14 protein-coding genes are annotated in these 15,831 nt (G+C 66.8%); 9 read left to right on the top strand and 5 right to left on the bottom strand.

Annotated features, from left to right (window positions below; all coding sequences use genetic code 11):
- Positions 1–167: 167 nt before the first annotated feature.
- Complete coding sequence (locus tag RM1_RS13500; protein WP_169922319.1) at positions 168–1,754, top strand: ATP-dependent nuclease; 1,587 nt, start codon at positions 168–170, stop codon at positions 1,752–1,754.
- Positions 1,751–3,283, top strand: coding sequence for a UvrD-helicase domain-containing protein (locus tag RM1_RS13495; protein ID WP_072751879.1), 1,533 nt, complete (start codon positions 1,751–1,753; stop codon positions 3,281–3,283). Before RM1_RS13500 ends, RM1_RS13495 begins: the two co-directional genes overlap by 4 nt.
- Positions 3,284–3,665: 382 nt before the next feature.
- Here the strand turns inward: RM1_RS13495 and RM1_RS13490 are convergent, their stop codons facing one another.
- Complete coding sequence (locus tag RM1_RS13490; protein ID WP_072751877.1) at positions 3,666–3,947, bottom strand: GNAT family N-acetyltransferase; 282 nt, start codon at positions 3,945–3,947, stop codon at positions 3,666–3,668.
- A 65-nt stretch (positions 3,948–4,012) separates the two neighbouring features.
- The gene (locus RM1_RS13485) at positions 4,013–4,948 is read right to left on the bottom strand and encodes an NAD-dependent epimerase/dehydratase family protein (protein ID WP_072751875.1); all 936 of its coding nucleotides are present in this window, start codon (positions 4,946–4,948) and stop codon (positions 4,013–4,015) included.
- 62 nt (positions 4,949–5,010) lie between these two features.
- Here RM1_RS13485 and RM1_RS13480 point away from each other — a divergent pair, with 62 nt between their 5' ends.
- A complete protein-coding gene (locus tag RM1_RS13480) occupies positions 5,011–5,628 on the top strand; it encodes a TetR/AcrR family transcriptional regulator (protein WP_072751873.1) in 618 nt (205 codons plus the stop codon).
- Here the strand turns inward: RM1_RS13480 and RM1_RS13475 are convergent.
- Positions 5,625–8,864, bottom strand: coding sequence for a DEAD/DEAH box helicase (locus RM1_RS13475; RefSeq protein WP_072751871.1), 3,240 nt, complete (start codon positions 8,862–8,864; stop codon positions 5,625–5,627). The genes RM1_RS13480 and RM1_RS13475 overlap by 4 nt on opposite strands.
- 139 nt (positions 8,865–9,003) lie before the next feature.
- Here RM1_RS13475 and RM1_RS13470 point away from each other — a divergent pair, with 139 nt between their 5' ends.
- Entirely contained in the window at positions 9,004–10,161 is a 1,158-nt protein-coding gene (locus RM1_RS13470) for a patatin-like phospholipase family protein (protein ID WP_072751918.1), read from the top strand.
- A 27-nt stretch (positions 10,162–10,188) separates the two neighbouring features.
- Here the strand turns inward: RM1_RS13470 and RM1_RS13465 are convergent, their stop codons facing one another.
- The gene (locus RM1_RS13465) at positions 10,189–11,142 is read right to left on the bottom strand and encodes a RelA/SpoT-related domain-containing protein (protein ID WP_072751869.1); all 954 of its coding nucleotides are present in this window, start codon (positions 11,140–11,142) and stop codon (positions 10,189–10,191) included.
- 44 nt (positions 11,143–11,186) lie between these two features.
- Positions 11,187–12,245 carry a TY-Chap domain-containing protein gene (locus RM1_RS13460; protein ID WP_072751867.1) on the bottom strand — a complete coding sequence of 353 codons (1,059 nt, stop codon included), beginning with the start codon at positions 12,243–12,245 and terminating at the stop codon, positions 11,187–11,189.
- 119 nt (positions 12,246–12,364) lie between these two features.
- On the opposite strand from RM1_RS13460, the gene RM1_RS13455 reads away from it, so the two are divergent.
- From RM1_RS13455 to RM1_RS13435, 5 genes are all read left to right on the top strand, one after another.
- Positions 12,365–12,967 carry a DUF3558 family protein gene (locus RM1_RS13455; RefSeq protein ID WP_083576711.1) on the top strand — a complete coding sequence of 201 codons (603 nt, stop codon included), beginning with the start codon at positions 12,365–12,367 and terminating at the stop codon, positions 12,965–12,967.
- A 26-nt stretch (positions 12,968–12,993) separates the two neighbouring features.
- Positions 12,994–13,371: a hypothetical protein gene (locus tag RM1_RS13450; protein WP_072751863.1), complete on the top strand. Its 378-nt coding sequence runs from the start codon at positions 12,994–12,996 to the stop codon at positions 13,369–13,371.
- Positions 13,372–13,473: 102 nt separating this feature from the next.
- The gene (locus tag RM1_RS13445; protein WP_072751861.1) at positions 13,474–13,755 is read left to right on the top strand and encodes a hypothetical protein; all 282 of its coding nucleotides are present in this window, start codon (positions 13,474–13,476) and stop codon (positions 13,753–13,755) included.
- A 3-nt stretch (positions 13,756–13,758) separates the two neighbouring features.
- On the top strand, positions 13,759–14,928 hold the full coding sequence (locus tag RM1_RS26425) for a hypothetical protein (protein ID WP_072751859.1): 1,170 nt from the start codon (positions 13,759–13,761) through the stop codon (positions 14,926–14,928).
- Positions 14,929–14,971: 43 nt separating this feature from the next.
- Positions 14,972–15,751, top strand: coding sequence for a hypothetical protein (locus RM1_RS13435; RefSeq protein ID WP_072751857.1), 780 nt, complete (start codon positions 14,972–14,974; stop codon positions 15,749–15,751).
- Positions 15,752–15,831 lie beyond the last annotated feature (80 nt).

The following is a 15,831-nucleotide window of genomic DNA, read 5'->3' as shown; positions in this document are numbered from 1 at the left end:
CCGTACTTGGAGAGCCTCCGCGGGCTGTGCGGGTCGAGTACGGATACGAGGCGGACCCCGCCAATGAGGGGGCTCTTGGGCAAGCCCTGCTGAATACCGGCTACTCCGCACCGAGCTGGGGAAGACCGCTGGAACGATCGCTTGGACGGGTTCGGCCTGGCTCTGTAGTGGGTGCAACCGAAGGCCACGACAACATCCGGCTCATTTATCTTCCGGCGCTGAGGAACCCGGTGGATGAACTTTCCCGCCGCGACACACAGGTCTTGCTGGAGCTCTTGCGTGCCGAACACCTTCGTCAACCTAGCGCTGGAGGGCTCGCTGCTCTCCGCGCGAATGCTGAAGGAATGCTCGAGAAACTCACCGCGGATCAGCTAGTGGTAAACGTAGAAGGACGGATCGCGGAGCACCTGAAGACCATCAGTGGCGGTGTGCACGAGCACCACGCGTTTGTCGGAACACAGAGGGTCGATAATGCGTACCTAGCCCGCGTATTCGAGCTATTGCTAGGCATAGTCCCAGACCGCGGTTCCGCGATGCGCCTTGAGGCGTCAAGTCTGGGATATGTCAACCTCCTGCACATCGCGGTCACCCTGGCTGGTATTCCAGATCCGAGTGCGACGGGTGCAGGTGCGGCAGCAGGCGACGATGAGAAGACCGGCGGGGTCTTAGTGGACTCCACGCAGAATCCACCCGATGAACATGTCCAGGTGGGTGGCTCGTCCGATACCGCAGTTGATGCGCGGATGCGCCTACTGGAGGCGTCCAGTTCTGCTGAGGCCGACCACGACTCGTTCTACCCTGAACTATTCCATGCGACGGTCTTAATCGAGGAACCTGAAGCTCACCTGCATCCACAGTTGCAGTACGGCCTGGTTCGGTACCTGCGTCGGGTCGTGAAGGAACGTCCAGACCTCCAGGTAATCGTCACTACACACTCCGGTGAGCTCGCGGCCGCGTGCGAACCGAACGAACTTGTCGTGGTCCGTCGAGACACGCAGGGCGCAACAGTTGCTAGACACGTCGGCGCACTGCCATTGCCGCCTTCGAAGAAGGAGTTCATGTTCCAGCAGACCAGACTTCACCTCGACGCGAGCAGATCCGCTTCTCTGTTTGCCAGTCGGGTACTGGTGGTCGAGGGCGTCACGGAAGCCGCACTTCTTCGGGTGCTCGGCAGAGCCTGGGCCGGTGCGGACGCCCGGAAGGGAGGCTTCATCGATGCGCTCGCGATCGTTCCCGTGGGCCATAAGGTGGGGGAATGGCCAATCCGTCTGCTGGCCACACCTGGATTCGAATTGGTCACACGAGTGGCAGGCCTGGCTGACACCGACCTTCGGGGGGATCCTGTCCCCTCACCCAATCCTCCGGCGTGGCATGCCAAGCTCGACTCTAAATCGGCGCAGTTCTTTTGGTCACGACCAACTCTCGAACCCACGCTGGTCACGAGTAATGAGGACTTGATCGCGATCGCTCTCGCTGATATTGGGCGGGCGCAATCGGAGCCTGTGACGGTGGCACTCGTCGATGAACTCTTCAGTGGGACCGCGAAATCGCAGAAGGGTGAGTTTGCACTCGCGGTAGCTCGTGTCGTGGAGGGCAACCTGGATGCTGTCACTGTTCCCGGCCACATAGTGGACATGTTCAATTGGCTGTACGGTCCGACTGATCCTCCTGTGCTGGACGAGGTCGGTGGTGAGGATGGTGGATCTGCGGAGGATGGTTCGCCCATAGCCGGCATTCCTACCGGCGAGTCATGATCCGCCTCACAGACGAGCAAGTGATGGCTGCCGCTGCACCGGAGCGGCTCGTCAATATCGTGTCCGCGCCTGGGAGTGGCAAGACGACAGTGGCTGCGGAACGCTTCGGATTCCTTCGTTACCAGCATTCGGATCGACGGGGTGTTCTGGGTTTGAGCTTCACGAGGGCGGCAGTTTCAGAACTGGCTACTCGGATTGCCGGTCGTTGGGGATCAACATGTCTCACCTTTCCTCACAGGGTACTGACGCTCGACACGCTCCACACATTGCTGCTTGATGCTCTCCTGTCCGCGAACCTCATTAGCTGGCCGAATGGCCACGTGAAGCTGGACGTGAAGGATGATTATCGTGGTTACAGCGGTCATCGCTGGTTGACTCCATCGAACTACCGACGGCAAGCCGGTCTGAATTCCCAACGCGAGGTCGTTTCCCAGGGCCGAAGGGTCACGGTGCCTGGAGGTGGGATCGGAAACAAGGAGTATCACGACGCACTGCTTCGAGCGGGGATTGTGAGTCATGGTGATCTCCGCGAAGTGCTCACTCAGGCACTTGAGGTCTCGGAGCTGCGCGACTATGTGGCCAACTGGCTTGCGGGGAGCTTTCGCCATTTCATCATCGATGAGGTCTATGATGCCGCATCACTGGATCTTATTGTCACACTTATTGCTGCTGAGGCTGGACTTGGCGTGACCGTCATCGGAGACCCCCGTCAAGCACTGTACGGGTGGCGTGGGGCAACGCCGGAGAAGGTTGCTGTATTACTAACGAGCACTTCCGACCCGTTTGCTGGCTACGAACAGACTGAGTCCTTTCGCTTTTCGGGTAAGCAAATGCCGGTACTGGCACGCACGCTTCGCGACGGAAAGCCCGCAACAATCCCGCGTATCAGCAGCAATGACATCGATGTCGCGCTCGCTCGACAGTGGAGCGACCTATGGAAAGCAGGGGACAACGTTCTTCCCCTCGCGTATAGGAACGTCAACAACAGTACGGATGCGGCGATCAACCTTCTCCTCGATGTTTTCACTCAAGCGCAGCTCGGCCGGAACTCACACGGACGAGAAGCCGCGATCACACAGCTCCGGCTGGATCGAGAACGCTTCATCGCGGAGCAAGTCGCAGTGATGCGTCCGTTACTCGCAGACCTCCGCAATGGAAGGGACCCGAAGGACGTTCTCGACGCGCTTCGGGGTGCAGCGATGATTCTTGGGGCCCCGCGCCGGCCGAATCGACTAAAGGAATCGGCCGAGAATGCACGAGTGGAGGAACTGAGGTCACTTGCGATTCGGCTCCAGCAGCCGTCCCTGATCCCGGGACTGACTGTGCATCAGGCGAAGGGGGGAGAATGGCCCCGGGTCGGAGTTGTGTTCTCAGAACATGAGAGTCGACTACTGGCTGCCGGTCTGCGGGAGCTGGAAGGTGATGACTGCGTTGTATATGTCGCGCTCACGCGCGCCAAGTACCTGTGCGGCCGTCTCGCGGGAGATTTCGCCCTTGATTTCGGCGATCCGGTGGCTGCGGAGCCGTAGGGAGCATCTGTGAGATGTCGAATTGGAGGGAATTCAGATGCTCACCTCGGGGTCGTTCCAGCAGCAGGTTTGGTCGGAGTCATCTTCTTGCAGTCGAAGATCGTGATCCTCCGAGTTTCTTCCAGCAGCTGGTGCAGGTGCCGTTCGCCAGTGCTCGCGAGAAGGGTGATCGGCCGCTCGAATGTCGCGTGGAAGCGCCGTTACTGCAAATCGCCCTTTATGACTCACTGATTGCCGCTCGCACCGCTGATGAGATCGACACTCGTGAGTTCGTCGTCGATCCTGTGCTCCGCACCTCGCCAGCAATTACAGCGACGTCCCGGACGCCTGCCTCGAACTCGGTCTAGATACGGCAATCGCCAGCAACCACGACTACCCGTAGCTACGCCGCCAGCAGGTCCCTGTAGTCCGGATTCTGCTCGACAAACCTCTCCACATACGAGCACGACGTCGCGATCGAGATCCCGTCCGCCCGCGTCGCGTCCAGCGCCGCCGCGACCAGCTTCCCGGCCAACCCCTGCCCGCGGAACGCGGGATCCGTGACGGTGTGGTCGAAGTCCCGGACGCCGCCGATCACGGTGTAGTCCGCGTATCCGGCGAGGGCGTCGTCGACGTGGATCTCGAAGCGGTTTTCGGCCGGCTTGTGCTCGATGCGGTGCGCCACGGTGACGGGTCCTTTCGTCGGAGGATGCCTCGCACGTTACCCATGCGGGGTACTAGGAGGGTCAACTATCCGGTCCCGAGCGCTATTCCGGCCGCCTCCAGCGCCGGCCGGAGCTCGTCCAACGAGGCCGCCTGGTGTAGCCACGTCGGCGCGGTGATCGGGCTCTGCAGCATCCGCCGGACCGCCTGCGCCGCGACCTCCGCCGTCGCCCGCGACTGCACGCGGCCGGTGGCCCACCACGACCGGCCGTCGCCGCCTCGCGCCGCGATCACCCAGCCGTCGCCGCCGGGCATGCCGCCCGCCGGGATCAGGGCCGCGATCCGCGGCGCCCAGGTCAGTGCGGCCAGGCCGAGCGTCGCGAGGCGGGAGTCCAGCCGCAGGTAGGTGCGGACCGGCACGCCGAGGTCCGCGGTCAGCCGGTGCTGGTCGGCGAAGTCCGTGCGCAGCGCCGGGAACCGCGGGTAGCCCGCCTCGGCCGGGAGGTCGAACCTGGTCGGCCGGGTGTAGTTGCGCACCCGCGAGCCGTCCGGGTCGTCGAAGCGCTTGCCCAGCAGCCCGTACGTCCACGCCGTCGCCGCCGGGCCGTGCGCCTCGCCGGCGCCGAGCCCGATCAGCACGTCCACAGTCCCGCCCGCGCGCGCCGCCTCGGCGGCGAGCAGGCTGCTCAGCCCGGGCGCGATGCCCACGCCGAGCAGTACCGGGCCGTCGACCCGCTCGAGCTGCTTCGCGTACCCGGAGGTCGCGGTGATGTCGACGAACGGGATCCCGTTCCCGGCGACCGCCGCCGCGACCGCGGGCTCCTCGGACCCGGAGCAGTTCACCACGGCGGACACCCCGTCCAGCCCCGACCCCAGCGAACGGGGATCGGTTAGGTCGACCACCCGATCCGCCCGCGCGGGGTCGCGGCCCGCGGCCAGCGCGTCGGCCCCGTCCGCCCGCAGCCGTTTGACCACGTGCGCACCCACCGCGCCGTAGCCGCCGAGAACCAGTACCGAGGTCATGCCGTCTCCCAAATCGCTAGAGTGAAGCTCTAGTGCATCACTCTAGATCTACACTTCAGTTCGTGGCAACACCGATCGAGGACGACAAGACACCGGCGCGGCGGAAGATCCTCACCGCCGCGCGCACCCTGTTCACCACCGCCGGCTACGCGTCGACCACCATCAAGGCGATCGCGACCGAGGCGGGCGTCGCGGTGCAGACCGTGTATTTCGTGTTCGGGAACAAGCGCAGCGTGCTCGCCGCTCTGCTCGACGTCTCGATCGCGGGCGACGACGAGCCGATCGCCACGCTGGACCGGCCCTGGGTGGCCGCGGCGGTCGCCGAGCCGGACCCGATGGCGCAGCTGCGCATCCAGGTGCACGCGGCCCGGCTGATCCTGGACCGGGTGGCCCCGGTGCTGCTGGCGGTGCGCGCGGCCGCGGGGGCCGACGCCGAGGTGGCGCAGCTGTGGCAGACCACCTGCGAGCACCACGAGACCGTGCTGCGGCACCTGATGACCGCGCTCGCCGGCAAGGTCGACGGCCTCGACGTGGACCGCTGCGTGGACGTCGGGCTGGCGCTGCAGAGCCCCGAGACCCACGCCCTGCTCATCGACGAACGGGGCTGGAGCGCAACGGACTACGACGGCTGGGTGGTCGGGGCGCTGGCCGCGGCCGCGGGCATCGGGAACCGGATTTAGCCGAGCAGTTCCCGGATGTCCTCGGCGGACAGGGCCGCGCTGAACGCCCCGCCCTCGTCCACCACGCTGGCGAACAGCTCCGACTTGCGGGCCTGCAGCGCCATCACCTTCTCCTCGATGGTGTCCTTGGCGATCAGCCGGTACACCATCACGTTCCTGGTCTGCCCGATCCGGTGGGTGCGGTCCACGGCCTGCGCCTCGGAGGCCGGGTTCCACCACGGGTCGAGCAGGAAGCAGTAGTCGGCCTCGGTGAGGTTCAGTCCGAACCCGCCCGCCTTGAGGCTGATCAGGAACACCGGCGCGTCGCCGGACTTGAACTCGCCCAACACCTTCGCGCGGTCCCGGGTGCGGCCATCGAGGTAGGCGTAGCCGATGTCCTCGGCGTCCAGCCGCTGACGCACCCGGTCCAGGAAGCCGGTGAACTGGCTGAACACCAGCGCCCGGTGCCCGCCGTCGATCACGTCCGCCAGCTGCTCGAGCAGGGCATCGATCTTCGCCGACGCGACCGACGCGTGGGTGTCGTCGATCAGCGAGGCGTCCAGGCTCAGCCGGCGCAGCAGGGTCAGCGACTGCAGGATGGTGAACCGGTTGGCGTCGACCTCCCCGACCAGGCCGAGGATCTTCTGCCGCTCCCGCTGCAGGTGGGTGTCGTAGAGCTTGCGGTGCCGCGGCGACAGCTCCACCTCCAGCACCTGCTCCTGCTTGGCGGGCAGATCGGAGGCGACCTGTTCCTTGGTGCGGCGCAGGATCAGCGGCCGGATCCGCCGGCGCAGCCGGCCGAGCAGCTCACTGTCGCCGCCGGATTCGATCGGCTTGCGGTAGTACTCGCCGAATTTCGTCGGGTTCGGGAACAGGCCGGGCGCGCTGATCGAGAGCAGCGACCACAGCTCCATCAGGTTGTTCTCCATCGGCGTGCCGGTGATCGCGATCTTCGTCGGCGCCTCGATCCGGCGCATGCACTGGTACGCCTTGGAGCGGTGGTTCTTGACGAACTGCGCCTCGTCGAGCAGCAGCATCGACCAGCGGTGCGCCGAGTACTCGTCGTCGTCGAGCCGGGCGAGGGTGTACGAGGTGACCACCACGTCCGCCCCCTCGATCGACTGCGCCAGCGCCGCACCGCGTTTGGTGCCGGTCTCCGACACCGCGACCACCCGCAGGTGCGGGGCGAACCGCGCCGCCTCCGACGCCCAGTTCGCGACCACGGACGTCGGCGCCACGATGAGCACCGGCGGATCGGACGGGTTCGCCTCCCGCGCCTGGCAGATCAGCGCCAGCGACTGCACCGTCTTGCCGAGGCCCATGTCGTCGGCGAGGATACCGCCGAGCCCGTTCGACCACAGGAAGCTCAGCCAGCGGAAGCCGTCGAGCTGGTACGGCCGGAGCGTGGCCCGCAGCGACGCCGGCGCCTCCAGCGTGGACGTGGTGGTCGCGTCCAGCAGCCCCTGCACCTGCTCGCGCCACCGGGCGGCCTGCCGCTCGACCACCCCGAGCGCCGCGAACTCCTCCCACAGCGACGCCTGGAACCGGCTCAGCCGCAACCCGTTCGGGTCCTGCTCGTGCAGGCCGCGGGCCTCGGCGATCAGGTCCCGCAGCCGCTGCAGCTCCGGCCGATCCAGCGAGAGGTAGGCGCCGTCGGGCAGCAGTAGGTGCGACTGGCCGGCATTCAGGGCGGCGAACAGGTCGCGGAACGGCACCGGAGCGTCCTCGACGCGGACGGTGATCGACAGGTCGAACCAGTCGCCGTCGTCGGTGGCGTCGGTGCCGACCCCGATGCTCAGGCTCTCGCCCGCGTCCCGGTACCGGGCGGCCTCGCCCTCGACCACGACCTCCAGGTCGTCGCGGGCGAGCAGCTGGGGGAGCAGTTCGGTGCTGAGCCGGGCGGTGTCGAGGCCCTCCAGGCTCACCCGCGGCAGCAGCGCGCCCGCGGGGGAGAGCAGCCGGTACTTCGCGAGCGGCAGGTCGAGCCCGTCGAGCAGCGCCCGTTCCCGGTCGACGTCGCGGAAGTTCTCGTCGTCGCCCGGCCGCAGCTCCACCGTGCGCTCGGCGCCGCCGATCGCGTACCGGAACTGCCAGTGCAGCCGCGCCCGGTGCCCGGGCAGGTAGGCGACACGCAGCAACAGCGCCGGGCCCTCGATCGTGGGCGGGGTGAACGAGCCGTCGGTGGAGCGGACGCTCGCGGCCCGGCTCAGCCGCGGGTAGTAGGCGGTGGCGAAGCGGTCCGCGTCGCGCGCGGGCACGGTGATCGAGGCCTCCGCCGCCACCAGCTCCTGCATCGCGCGCGGCGCCGTCCCGGACAGCCGAGCGATCCGGAACGGCCACTCCGCGGGCGAGGGACCGCGCGGGTAGCCCGGGCGCAGGTAGATCACCCCGTGCGCGTCCTCGCCGAGGAAACCCAGCGCGGCCACCGGCAGGTCGGAGTCGTCGGTGCGCACGGTCGGGGTCACCACCAGGTCGCCGCCGGACTCGTCGATGTCGACGCACAGCTCGGCGGTGCCGGGGCGTGGCAGCGCGCCCAGCTCCTTGCGGTTGTAGAGCAGCGCGACGCCCGCCGCCGCCAGCTCGTCGAGCAGCGCCCACAGCCGCGGACTGTCGATCGTGGTCAGGTCGAGGTCCTTCTCGGCGGTCCCGTAGCCGCTGCGCCTGCCGCGCCCGCCCATCTGGTGCACCGTGTGCAGCTCGGTCAGCAGGTCCCGGTGCCGCGCGTCCACCTCGTGCATGGTCGGCAGATTCGCCCAGGCCATGTTCGCGTTGACCCAGCCGGCCTTGCCGGGCCGGGCCAGCCGCGCGTGCAGCCGCCAGAACTGCGAGCGGGGGCCGGGGGTCAGCGTCAGCTGCACCGCCAGCGGGACGGTCCCGCCGGGGCGGGTGTCGCCCCCGCCGCCGAGGGCGGCCCCGAGCACGTCCTCCCAGGACGGCGGCGCCGCAACGGCCCGGGTGTCCGGCTGGTCGAGGAGGGCGACCGTCAGCGCGACCGAGTGCTTGCAGTTCAGCCGGACCGGGCAGCTGCACTCGCCGCGCGCGAACTCGAGCCGCTCGGCGCGCAGGCTGAACACGGCCGACGTCCGATACAGCTCGGTCCCGTCGACCAGCCCGACCGCCCGCCGCTCCGCGGCCAGCCAGTCCAGCTCCAGCACCGACCCGCCGCGGGCGTAGCGGACGCCCCGGTCGTAGGTGGTCTGCCCGACCGCCCGCACCAGGGTGGAGATGGCGTGGTCGCGGTCGAGGGGCGAGAGCATGGCTAGACGGTAGTCGGTGGGGGCGACGGTGCAGGTCGCGCGCCCGCCCGAACTCCTGTTCGCCGTCCTCGTGTCGGTGTGCCGTCGGGGAGTACCGTCAGTCAACGAGGCGAAACGCGTGCGTCGATGGGGGCGGATCGTGGCTGAACGCATCGGACTGGTCGTGGCGGGAGCGGGCGCACGAGGTGCGTTCGAAGCAGGCGCGATGGCGACGCTGGCGAAACGGTTGGCCGAGGACAACGCCCCGCCCTCGATCCTGATCGGCACCAGCGCAGGCGCCCTGAACGTGGTCGGGCTCGGCGGCTACTTTGACCTGGGACTCTCGGCGGCGGCAGGAGAAGTCGTCCATCAGTGGGGTTCGTTGAAGCTGGACGACGTCTTCGAGCCGGTGAGCAGCATCGTCGGGAGCGGGCTGCGCTATCTGGGGCAACTCGCCGGCATGCCGGTACGACTGCCGAGTCTGTTGGACACAGAGCGACTTCGTACGACGCTATTGGAGCAGCTGCCGTGGGGCAGGCTGCACGAGAACATACGAGAAGGAACGATCGATGCAGTCGCGGTGACCGCGACGTCCGTGGCGACGCGGGGCACGGTCGTGTTCGTGGAGAAGAACTGTTCGGTGAAACTTCCGCCGTACGATCCACGCCGCAACATCACGTACGTGGAGACGACGCTCGGCGTCGAGCATGTGCTCGCCTCCTCCGCCGTGCCGGGACTCTTCCACCCGGTGCAGGTGAAGGAGCCGCGGCGCTGGTCCGGTTGGTACGTCGACGGCGGGCTGCTGCTGAACACGCCCGTCAAGCCCGCTGTCGATTTCGGTACGGACCTGCTGGGCGTCGTCGCGACGCACCCTCGGACCTGGCCGACCGGGTTTCCATCCGAGCAGTCCAGACACACCGGAAAGCCGGACGTGTTCGGGGCTGTGGCGCTCTCCATGCGCGCCATGCTGGCCGACCGCATGATCGAGGATCTGCGCGCGATCGAACGCCGCAACGAGATTGCGCGCGCCTATCCGAAAATCGCTCGCCATATCGATTTCATTTTCGCCGGTCCCTCGCTGGACCGGGCAGGTGAGATCGCCGCGCTCGCGGACGAGGTCTTCCGTGAGAAATTCGCCTGCCTGCGCGGCACGCAGAACCCGTCGTTGTGGGCGCTGGCCCGGCTGATCGGCGGCGAGGCGGCGGACCGAGGCGATCTGCTCAGTTTCCTCTTCTTCGACCCCGCCTTCGCTCAAGCCGCAGCGGACCTCGGGCGTGCCGTCGAGTTGGAGTTCTCCGGGAGGGAATCCGGTTCCTGAGCGTTGCCACCGGTCTTGCTCACCGACTCAGGCGAGGGCGACGGGGTGGTAGTACAGCGCGGTGTCGGTCTCCTCGACCCGGACGTCGACCATGTCGCCGACGTCGAGGTAGTCGCTGACGTTGATCCGGGCGCTCGACCCCACGAGCCTGCGCACCGAGCGCGCCGGGATCAGTCCCTGCCGGCCGTCGAGCGTGACGGCGAGGGCATAGCGCGGGCCGGTCCGGGTGACCCGGGCGTACACCGTCGGCTCCTCCGAGCTGTCCGGCGCCGTGCCGTCCGCATCGGCGTCGAGCTGCGCCGTCTGCCGGTCGAGCTCGGCCGCGAGCAGGTCGGCCATGGTGTCCACGTTGTCCAGGAGCTGCGCCATCTGCCGCGCCACGTCTCGGTGAAATTCGTTGGGCTTGAGCGCCTTACCCGGCTTGTACATGTCCTCGTGGGTCAGCTCGCCCCACGCGTCCTGCAGCAGCGTCTTCACCTGTACTTCGACCTTGACGCCCAGGTCGCCCTCGTGGGTGGCGACCTTGATCATCAGGACCGCGTGAAAGGCGCGGTATCCGCTGTCCTTGGGATTGGCCACGTAGTCCCGCGGCGGGACGGCCAGGCGCACCGAGCAGGCGGGCGAGGTGCATGCCTCGAGCAGCTTCTCGGTGAACGCGGAGAGATCGCGCGGCGTCTTGCACAGCACCTTGATCCCGACCAGGTCGTGGATGGCGTCGGCGATGTCGTCGGTGGTGGTGGGCCGGGCCATCTGTCCCTCGGCGATCCTGCGCCGAACCTTGTCGGCGGTGCGCTCGCGATCCTTGATCCGGGCGGTCTTGGCGTTGAGCCGGTCGCGGTCCAGATCCTCGAGCACGTCGTCGGCGAGGGTGTCGAGGAACGTCTGGGCGGTGACCAGCGCCGCGGCCCAGGCGCGCTCGCGCTCGTTGTAGAGCTGATTGACCAGCGCCGCGACGTTGTCCGACTTCTTCTTGGTGCGCATGATCCGATCCGGGTTCAGGGTGTACGGGTGGGCGCGGGAGCCCGTCAGCTCGGCTCGTCGAACAGGGACTGCTCGCCGGGGTCGGTGAACAGCTCCATCTGCCGAAGCGGCTTCGGGGCCGGCGCCGGGGGAGGGGTGGTGAGCTCCCCGTGGTCGACCTCCATCGGCACGGGGTCGGGCTCCGGGAATCCCTCCAGCCGTCCGCCGAACCGCGCCGCGAACTCGTCGTCCACGGTCTGCGCGAACGAGAACAGCTGCTCGAGCATGTCGATGAGGTGCTGCGGGACATACGGATTCGCGAGCACTGCCGCCCACGCCTCCACCCGATCCGTCGCCAGGGTGAATTTCAGGTGCGGCCAGCGGCGGTTCAGGTCGGCGATCAGTTCGCTGGCCCGGGTCCGGTCGCTGACCTCGCGCACCAGCGGCACCCGCACCTGCACCTCGCCGCCGTCGAGGTGCGGGCCGACGAACCCGATGACCCGCCCCAGGGCGAGCATGAAGTCGTTGTGGTCGTCGTCGCCCGGCGGCTCGTCGAAGAGGCGGGCCAGCGTCAGCCCGACCAGCTCGTAGAGGTGCTCGTCGTCGCGCGGCACCACCGCGGCGCCGAGGTCCAGCGCGAACGACTCCTCGTCCGGCAGATCCGGCTCGAACTCGAGCGACTCCAAGGTGCCGACCGCCTCAGTCCGCAGGAAGCTCGGGTGCGGGACGCTCCAGGTCTCGCGGAACACGGTGATCGCCATCGCGGCGAGCTGATCGGCCCAGTTCGCGGCTTTGTCGACGAAGAACGCCGGCGACCCCGCGTCCGGCTCGTCCTCGGGTGCGCGGGTCGGACGGTGCCAGCCCAGCTCGACCAGCCGCGCCTCGTCTGCGGGGGACAGCCGGTGCCGGGGGTCGAGGTAGGCGTTGGACGGGACCTCGCATCGCACCTGGTCACCGCCCCACGCCAGGAACTGCACGCACGGAACGAAGCCCTCCACCGAGGACTCCTCGCCCAGCTCCAACGCTAGGAGGTCGTCGTCGACCATGGCTGCGACATGGTCGGCGAGGACCGCCTGGAAGTCGGCCCAGGCCTGCTCGATCCTGTCATCGAAACTCTCGGTCATCGTTCCCCCTGTCGCATGTCGTGGAACCCCCGACATCAGCAAACCTATCGCGAGGGTCCGACGAAGTCCGGGAGGCGAGCGGAGTCGCGAGATCTCGATCCGGTGGTGCGGTGGAACCGATGGGCCGGTTGCTGCGTCTATCTAGGGTGGACCGGTATCTATCGGCCGGGAGTGGGGAGTGTCGGGTGCGGGTACGAACACGCGGTCTCGTTGCGTTGGGCGCGGCTTGTGCTGCGTTGATGCTGGTCGGGTGTGGTTCGGAGAGTGTTGCGGGGGAGGCCGAGGCTGTCGGGGCCGGGTCGGGGGAGCCGGTGTTCAGTCCCTGCGATGACATTCCGGATGAGGCCTTGCGTGCGGTGGGGATGGATCCTGCGACTGAGTCCCAGGACATTCTCGATGTCAAACAGCCGGGATGGAACATCTGCAAATGGATTGGGCCTGATCACGCGCTTTCTCTGTTTGCTACGACTTACACAATGGACGACGTCCGGTCGAACAAGAACTTTGAAGAGTTTCATCCGATTGATCTCGGTGACCGGAGCGGCATCACGTTTCGAGAGGTCGCGGACAAGGACCGACGCCGGTGCGACGTGGCATTCGCTTCGAACGGCGGGGCGATGTTGGTCGCGATCTCCTATCTGGGTGGGATGCCCGTAGTGGAGGAACCATGTGCCGTTGCCGTACGGACGACGCAACAGCTGCTGCCGCGTCTTCCGAGTTAGCCACCAGGTTGCGAAGGGGGTAGCAAGTGTCTGAAGGAAACGGGTCGAACTGGGCTGCGGTCGGGGCCGCCGTCGATGGAGGCCAGGTGTATCTCGAGCGCGGGACGGCTCAGCGGTGCGCGCAACGTTGCGCCGAGTTCGCCGGCCAGCTTCGCCAGATCCAGGTCAACGCACAGGGGCTTGGACTGATTGATGGGTTTGGTTACCTTCCGTCGGGTATCGCTCTCGCGGCCAAGTTCAAGCAGAAGGCGGTGGACGGCGACTACTCGATGGACCAGGCGCTCGCGGATCACATCGCCGTGGTCCAAGAGATGCAGCGGGTGTTCGAGAAGATCGAGGCGATGTATGCGGCGTCGGATGATTCTGGTGCACGGGGAATCTCAGTATCCGGGGCGGCACTCTGAACAGCCTGATTTGGGCCTGGGGGACTGCGATGTTTGGCATGTGGAGGGGACAATGGTGGGCTCGGTAGTTGTATTGAATGCGGCACCGGCAGGTGACTGCGCATGACGCTGTTCGTCGATTCTGAGGCACTCGACGGAATCGTGGAATCGCTCGCCCGGTCAGCTGCAGATCTCGACTCGGTCGGCGCCTCGGCACCGACAGTCGTTGACGCTGGGGACGCGACGGCAGCTCTGACGGGGATCTTGGCACAGATGAGTGAGAGTGCCGGACAACTTGTTGTGGCCCTGGCCGCGTCGAGTGAAGCCGTGGCCGAGGCGAACGCCCGTTATCGAGAACAGGACGTGGCGACCGCCGACGGGTTCAACACGGCATGGGTGGAGTAGCCGGTGCCGATTGACACCCGCGTTGACGGGAATCCCGAGAGTATTCGTGCGGCGGCGGCCTGGCTGCGGACCAGTCTCGGCCCGATGGTCGTCTCGGCTGCCGATCAGTTGTACCGAGCGCGAAACACCGCCGACGCCGGATGGGACGGCACTGCCGGTGACGGGTTCAGCGCCAGGGCAACTGTTTCCGCCGGCAAGGCCGACGAACTGGCGACCGCGGTAGCTGACCAAGCCCTGGCCTTTGACGAGGCCGCAGCCCAGCTTGAACGTGCACAGCAGGACATGCGTGCTGTCCGTGATGCCGCTGGGGATGCCGGACTGGCCGTCATGGGCGAGCAGATCCAGGAACCCGGACCGGCGCCTGCTCCTCCGGGGCCGCCGCCGAGCGGAGCCGACGCGACGGTGGAGGCCTTGAGCGCACACGCCGCCGCGGTCGGAGCGGTCGAGCGACACGAGGCCCTGATGCGGGCGTACGACTCGGCCCAGCATGGTGTGGACGCTGCGCGGGAGCTATGGGCGTTCGCGGTGAGAACGGTCAAGAACGTCTGGGCGGACCTGAGTAGTAAGTGGTTCTTCGTTGTGGGGGATCTTGTCAATGGTGCCGCCGGGGTTCTTGCGGCTCGGCATGTCTCAGCGCTGTTGAAGAACTCGCAGTTCTTTGCTGGAGAGGCGTCCAAATACCTCGAGCTCGCACGAACCGCACCGGCAGGAACCCCCGCCGCACAGATCTATCGAGACTTCGATACCTCACGGCTGATGAGCCAGACGGCCGATGATGCGGCCGCGGCGGCGGCGCGCTCCGAAGCCAGCGCGAGCAAGCTTGGGCTCAAGGCAGGCGGAGTGCTCGCCGCAGCAGGTGTCGCATACGACATTTACAACGGAAAGCCAGCGGGCCAGGCGGTCGTCTCAGGTGCAGCGGGGTTCGGGGCTTCTCTCCTTGCGGGTGCAGGGGCGGGCGCAGTGGTGGGGTCCGTCGTTCCCGGAGTTGGCACGGCGGTCGGCGCCGGCGTCGGGGTGGTCGCCGGATTGTTCACATCTGGAGCAGTGGATTCGTTGTATCAGAACGGCGTTGACGATCTTGATGACGCCATGGAGTCGGGGGTTGACGCCGTCGCGGACGCCGGAGCCGCTGTCGGTGGGCTGGCGAAGGGGGCGTGGAATGCAGTTTTCTAGGGCCTTGGAGGTCCCATCCGAATGGCCCGCGGCCCGCTACACGATGACCGAGAAGCTGGCGATGGCGATGATGACCGGATTCGGTTTGATCGCCGTTCTCGTCGGCCTGGCCGGTTGGGCCGGAGGGTTCCCCGCAGCTCTGCGGTACTCCCTCGGAATCGCATGTTTGTTCTTCCTAATTGTGGCAACTGGAGTAGCGGTTCGGGATTCGAACCATCGCGATGGTGACATTCGTACGGTCGCGGTCGGGGGTATTCCGGCGACCGAGCTGCGGCAGTCGCGGCGGGTGTGGGTTCTGCTCGTCGCGTTGATGACATGCTTGACCGCACTGAGCCTCGGTGCCGCCATCGAGATCTATCTCAAGGTGCCGAGCTCGTTCGTTCCCGGAGCCGCGATGGTGTTCGGGTTGTTCGGGATTTTTCTCGCGACCTTTCTGGTTGTGGTTTCAGCCCGTCTTCTGCGCCCCGGTTACATCCAGTTGACGCGTGACGGTATTCGCCATCGCGGCTGGAGCTTCGAGTCCTATCTGCCGTGGGAGGCGGTGGCAGGAGCGAAAGCCGCCTACAACGGGTATCGGATGGTTCTGGTCATCGGGTATGCGAACGCAGCATGGGAACGCCGCTATACGACCTCGGTTTGGAGAATCGACCGACTGCCACCAGTTCCCATGATCGAGGTGGACTGTCGCAAGTTCGCGATTGACGAAGCGCTGATGTTCCATCTCGTCACCCACTATGCGAACAATGCGGACGCGAGAGCGGAGCTGGGCACCGAGGCGGCGGTCGGGCGCGCGCGGACTCGCGACTATCCGGAAGCGGCCTAGACGGCGAGGTGGGCCTCCGGGAGGGTTCTGGGCAACGCTGGCCTGCGGAACCGGCGAGCAGGTTGCTGCGTCTATCTAGG

This window comes from Rhodococcus maanshanensis NBRC 100610, assembly GCF_001894865.1.
Classification (GTDB): domain Bacteria; phylum Actinomycetota; class Actinomycetes; order Mycobacteriales; family Mycobacteriaceae; genus Rhodococcus_G; species Rhodococcus_G maanshanensis.
Note: the sequence above shows the minus strand (reverse complement) of the source record. Positions and strands in the feature narration are given on the sequence as shown.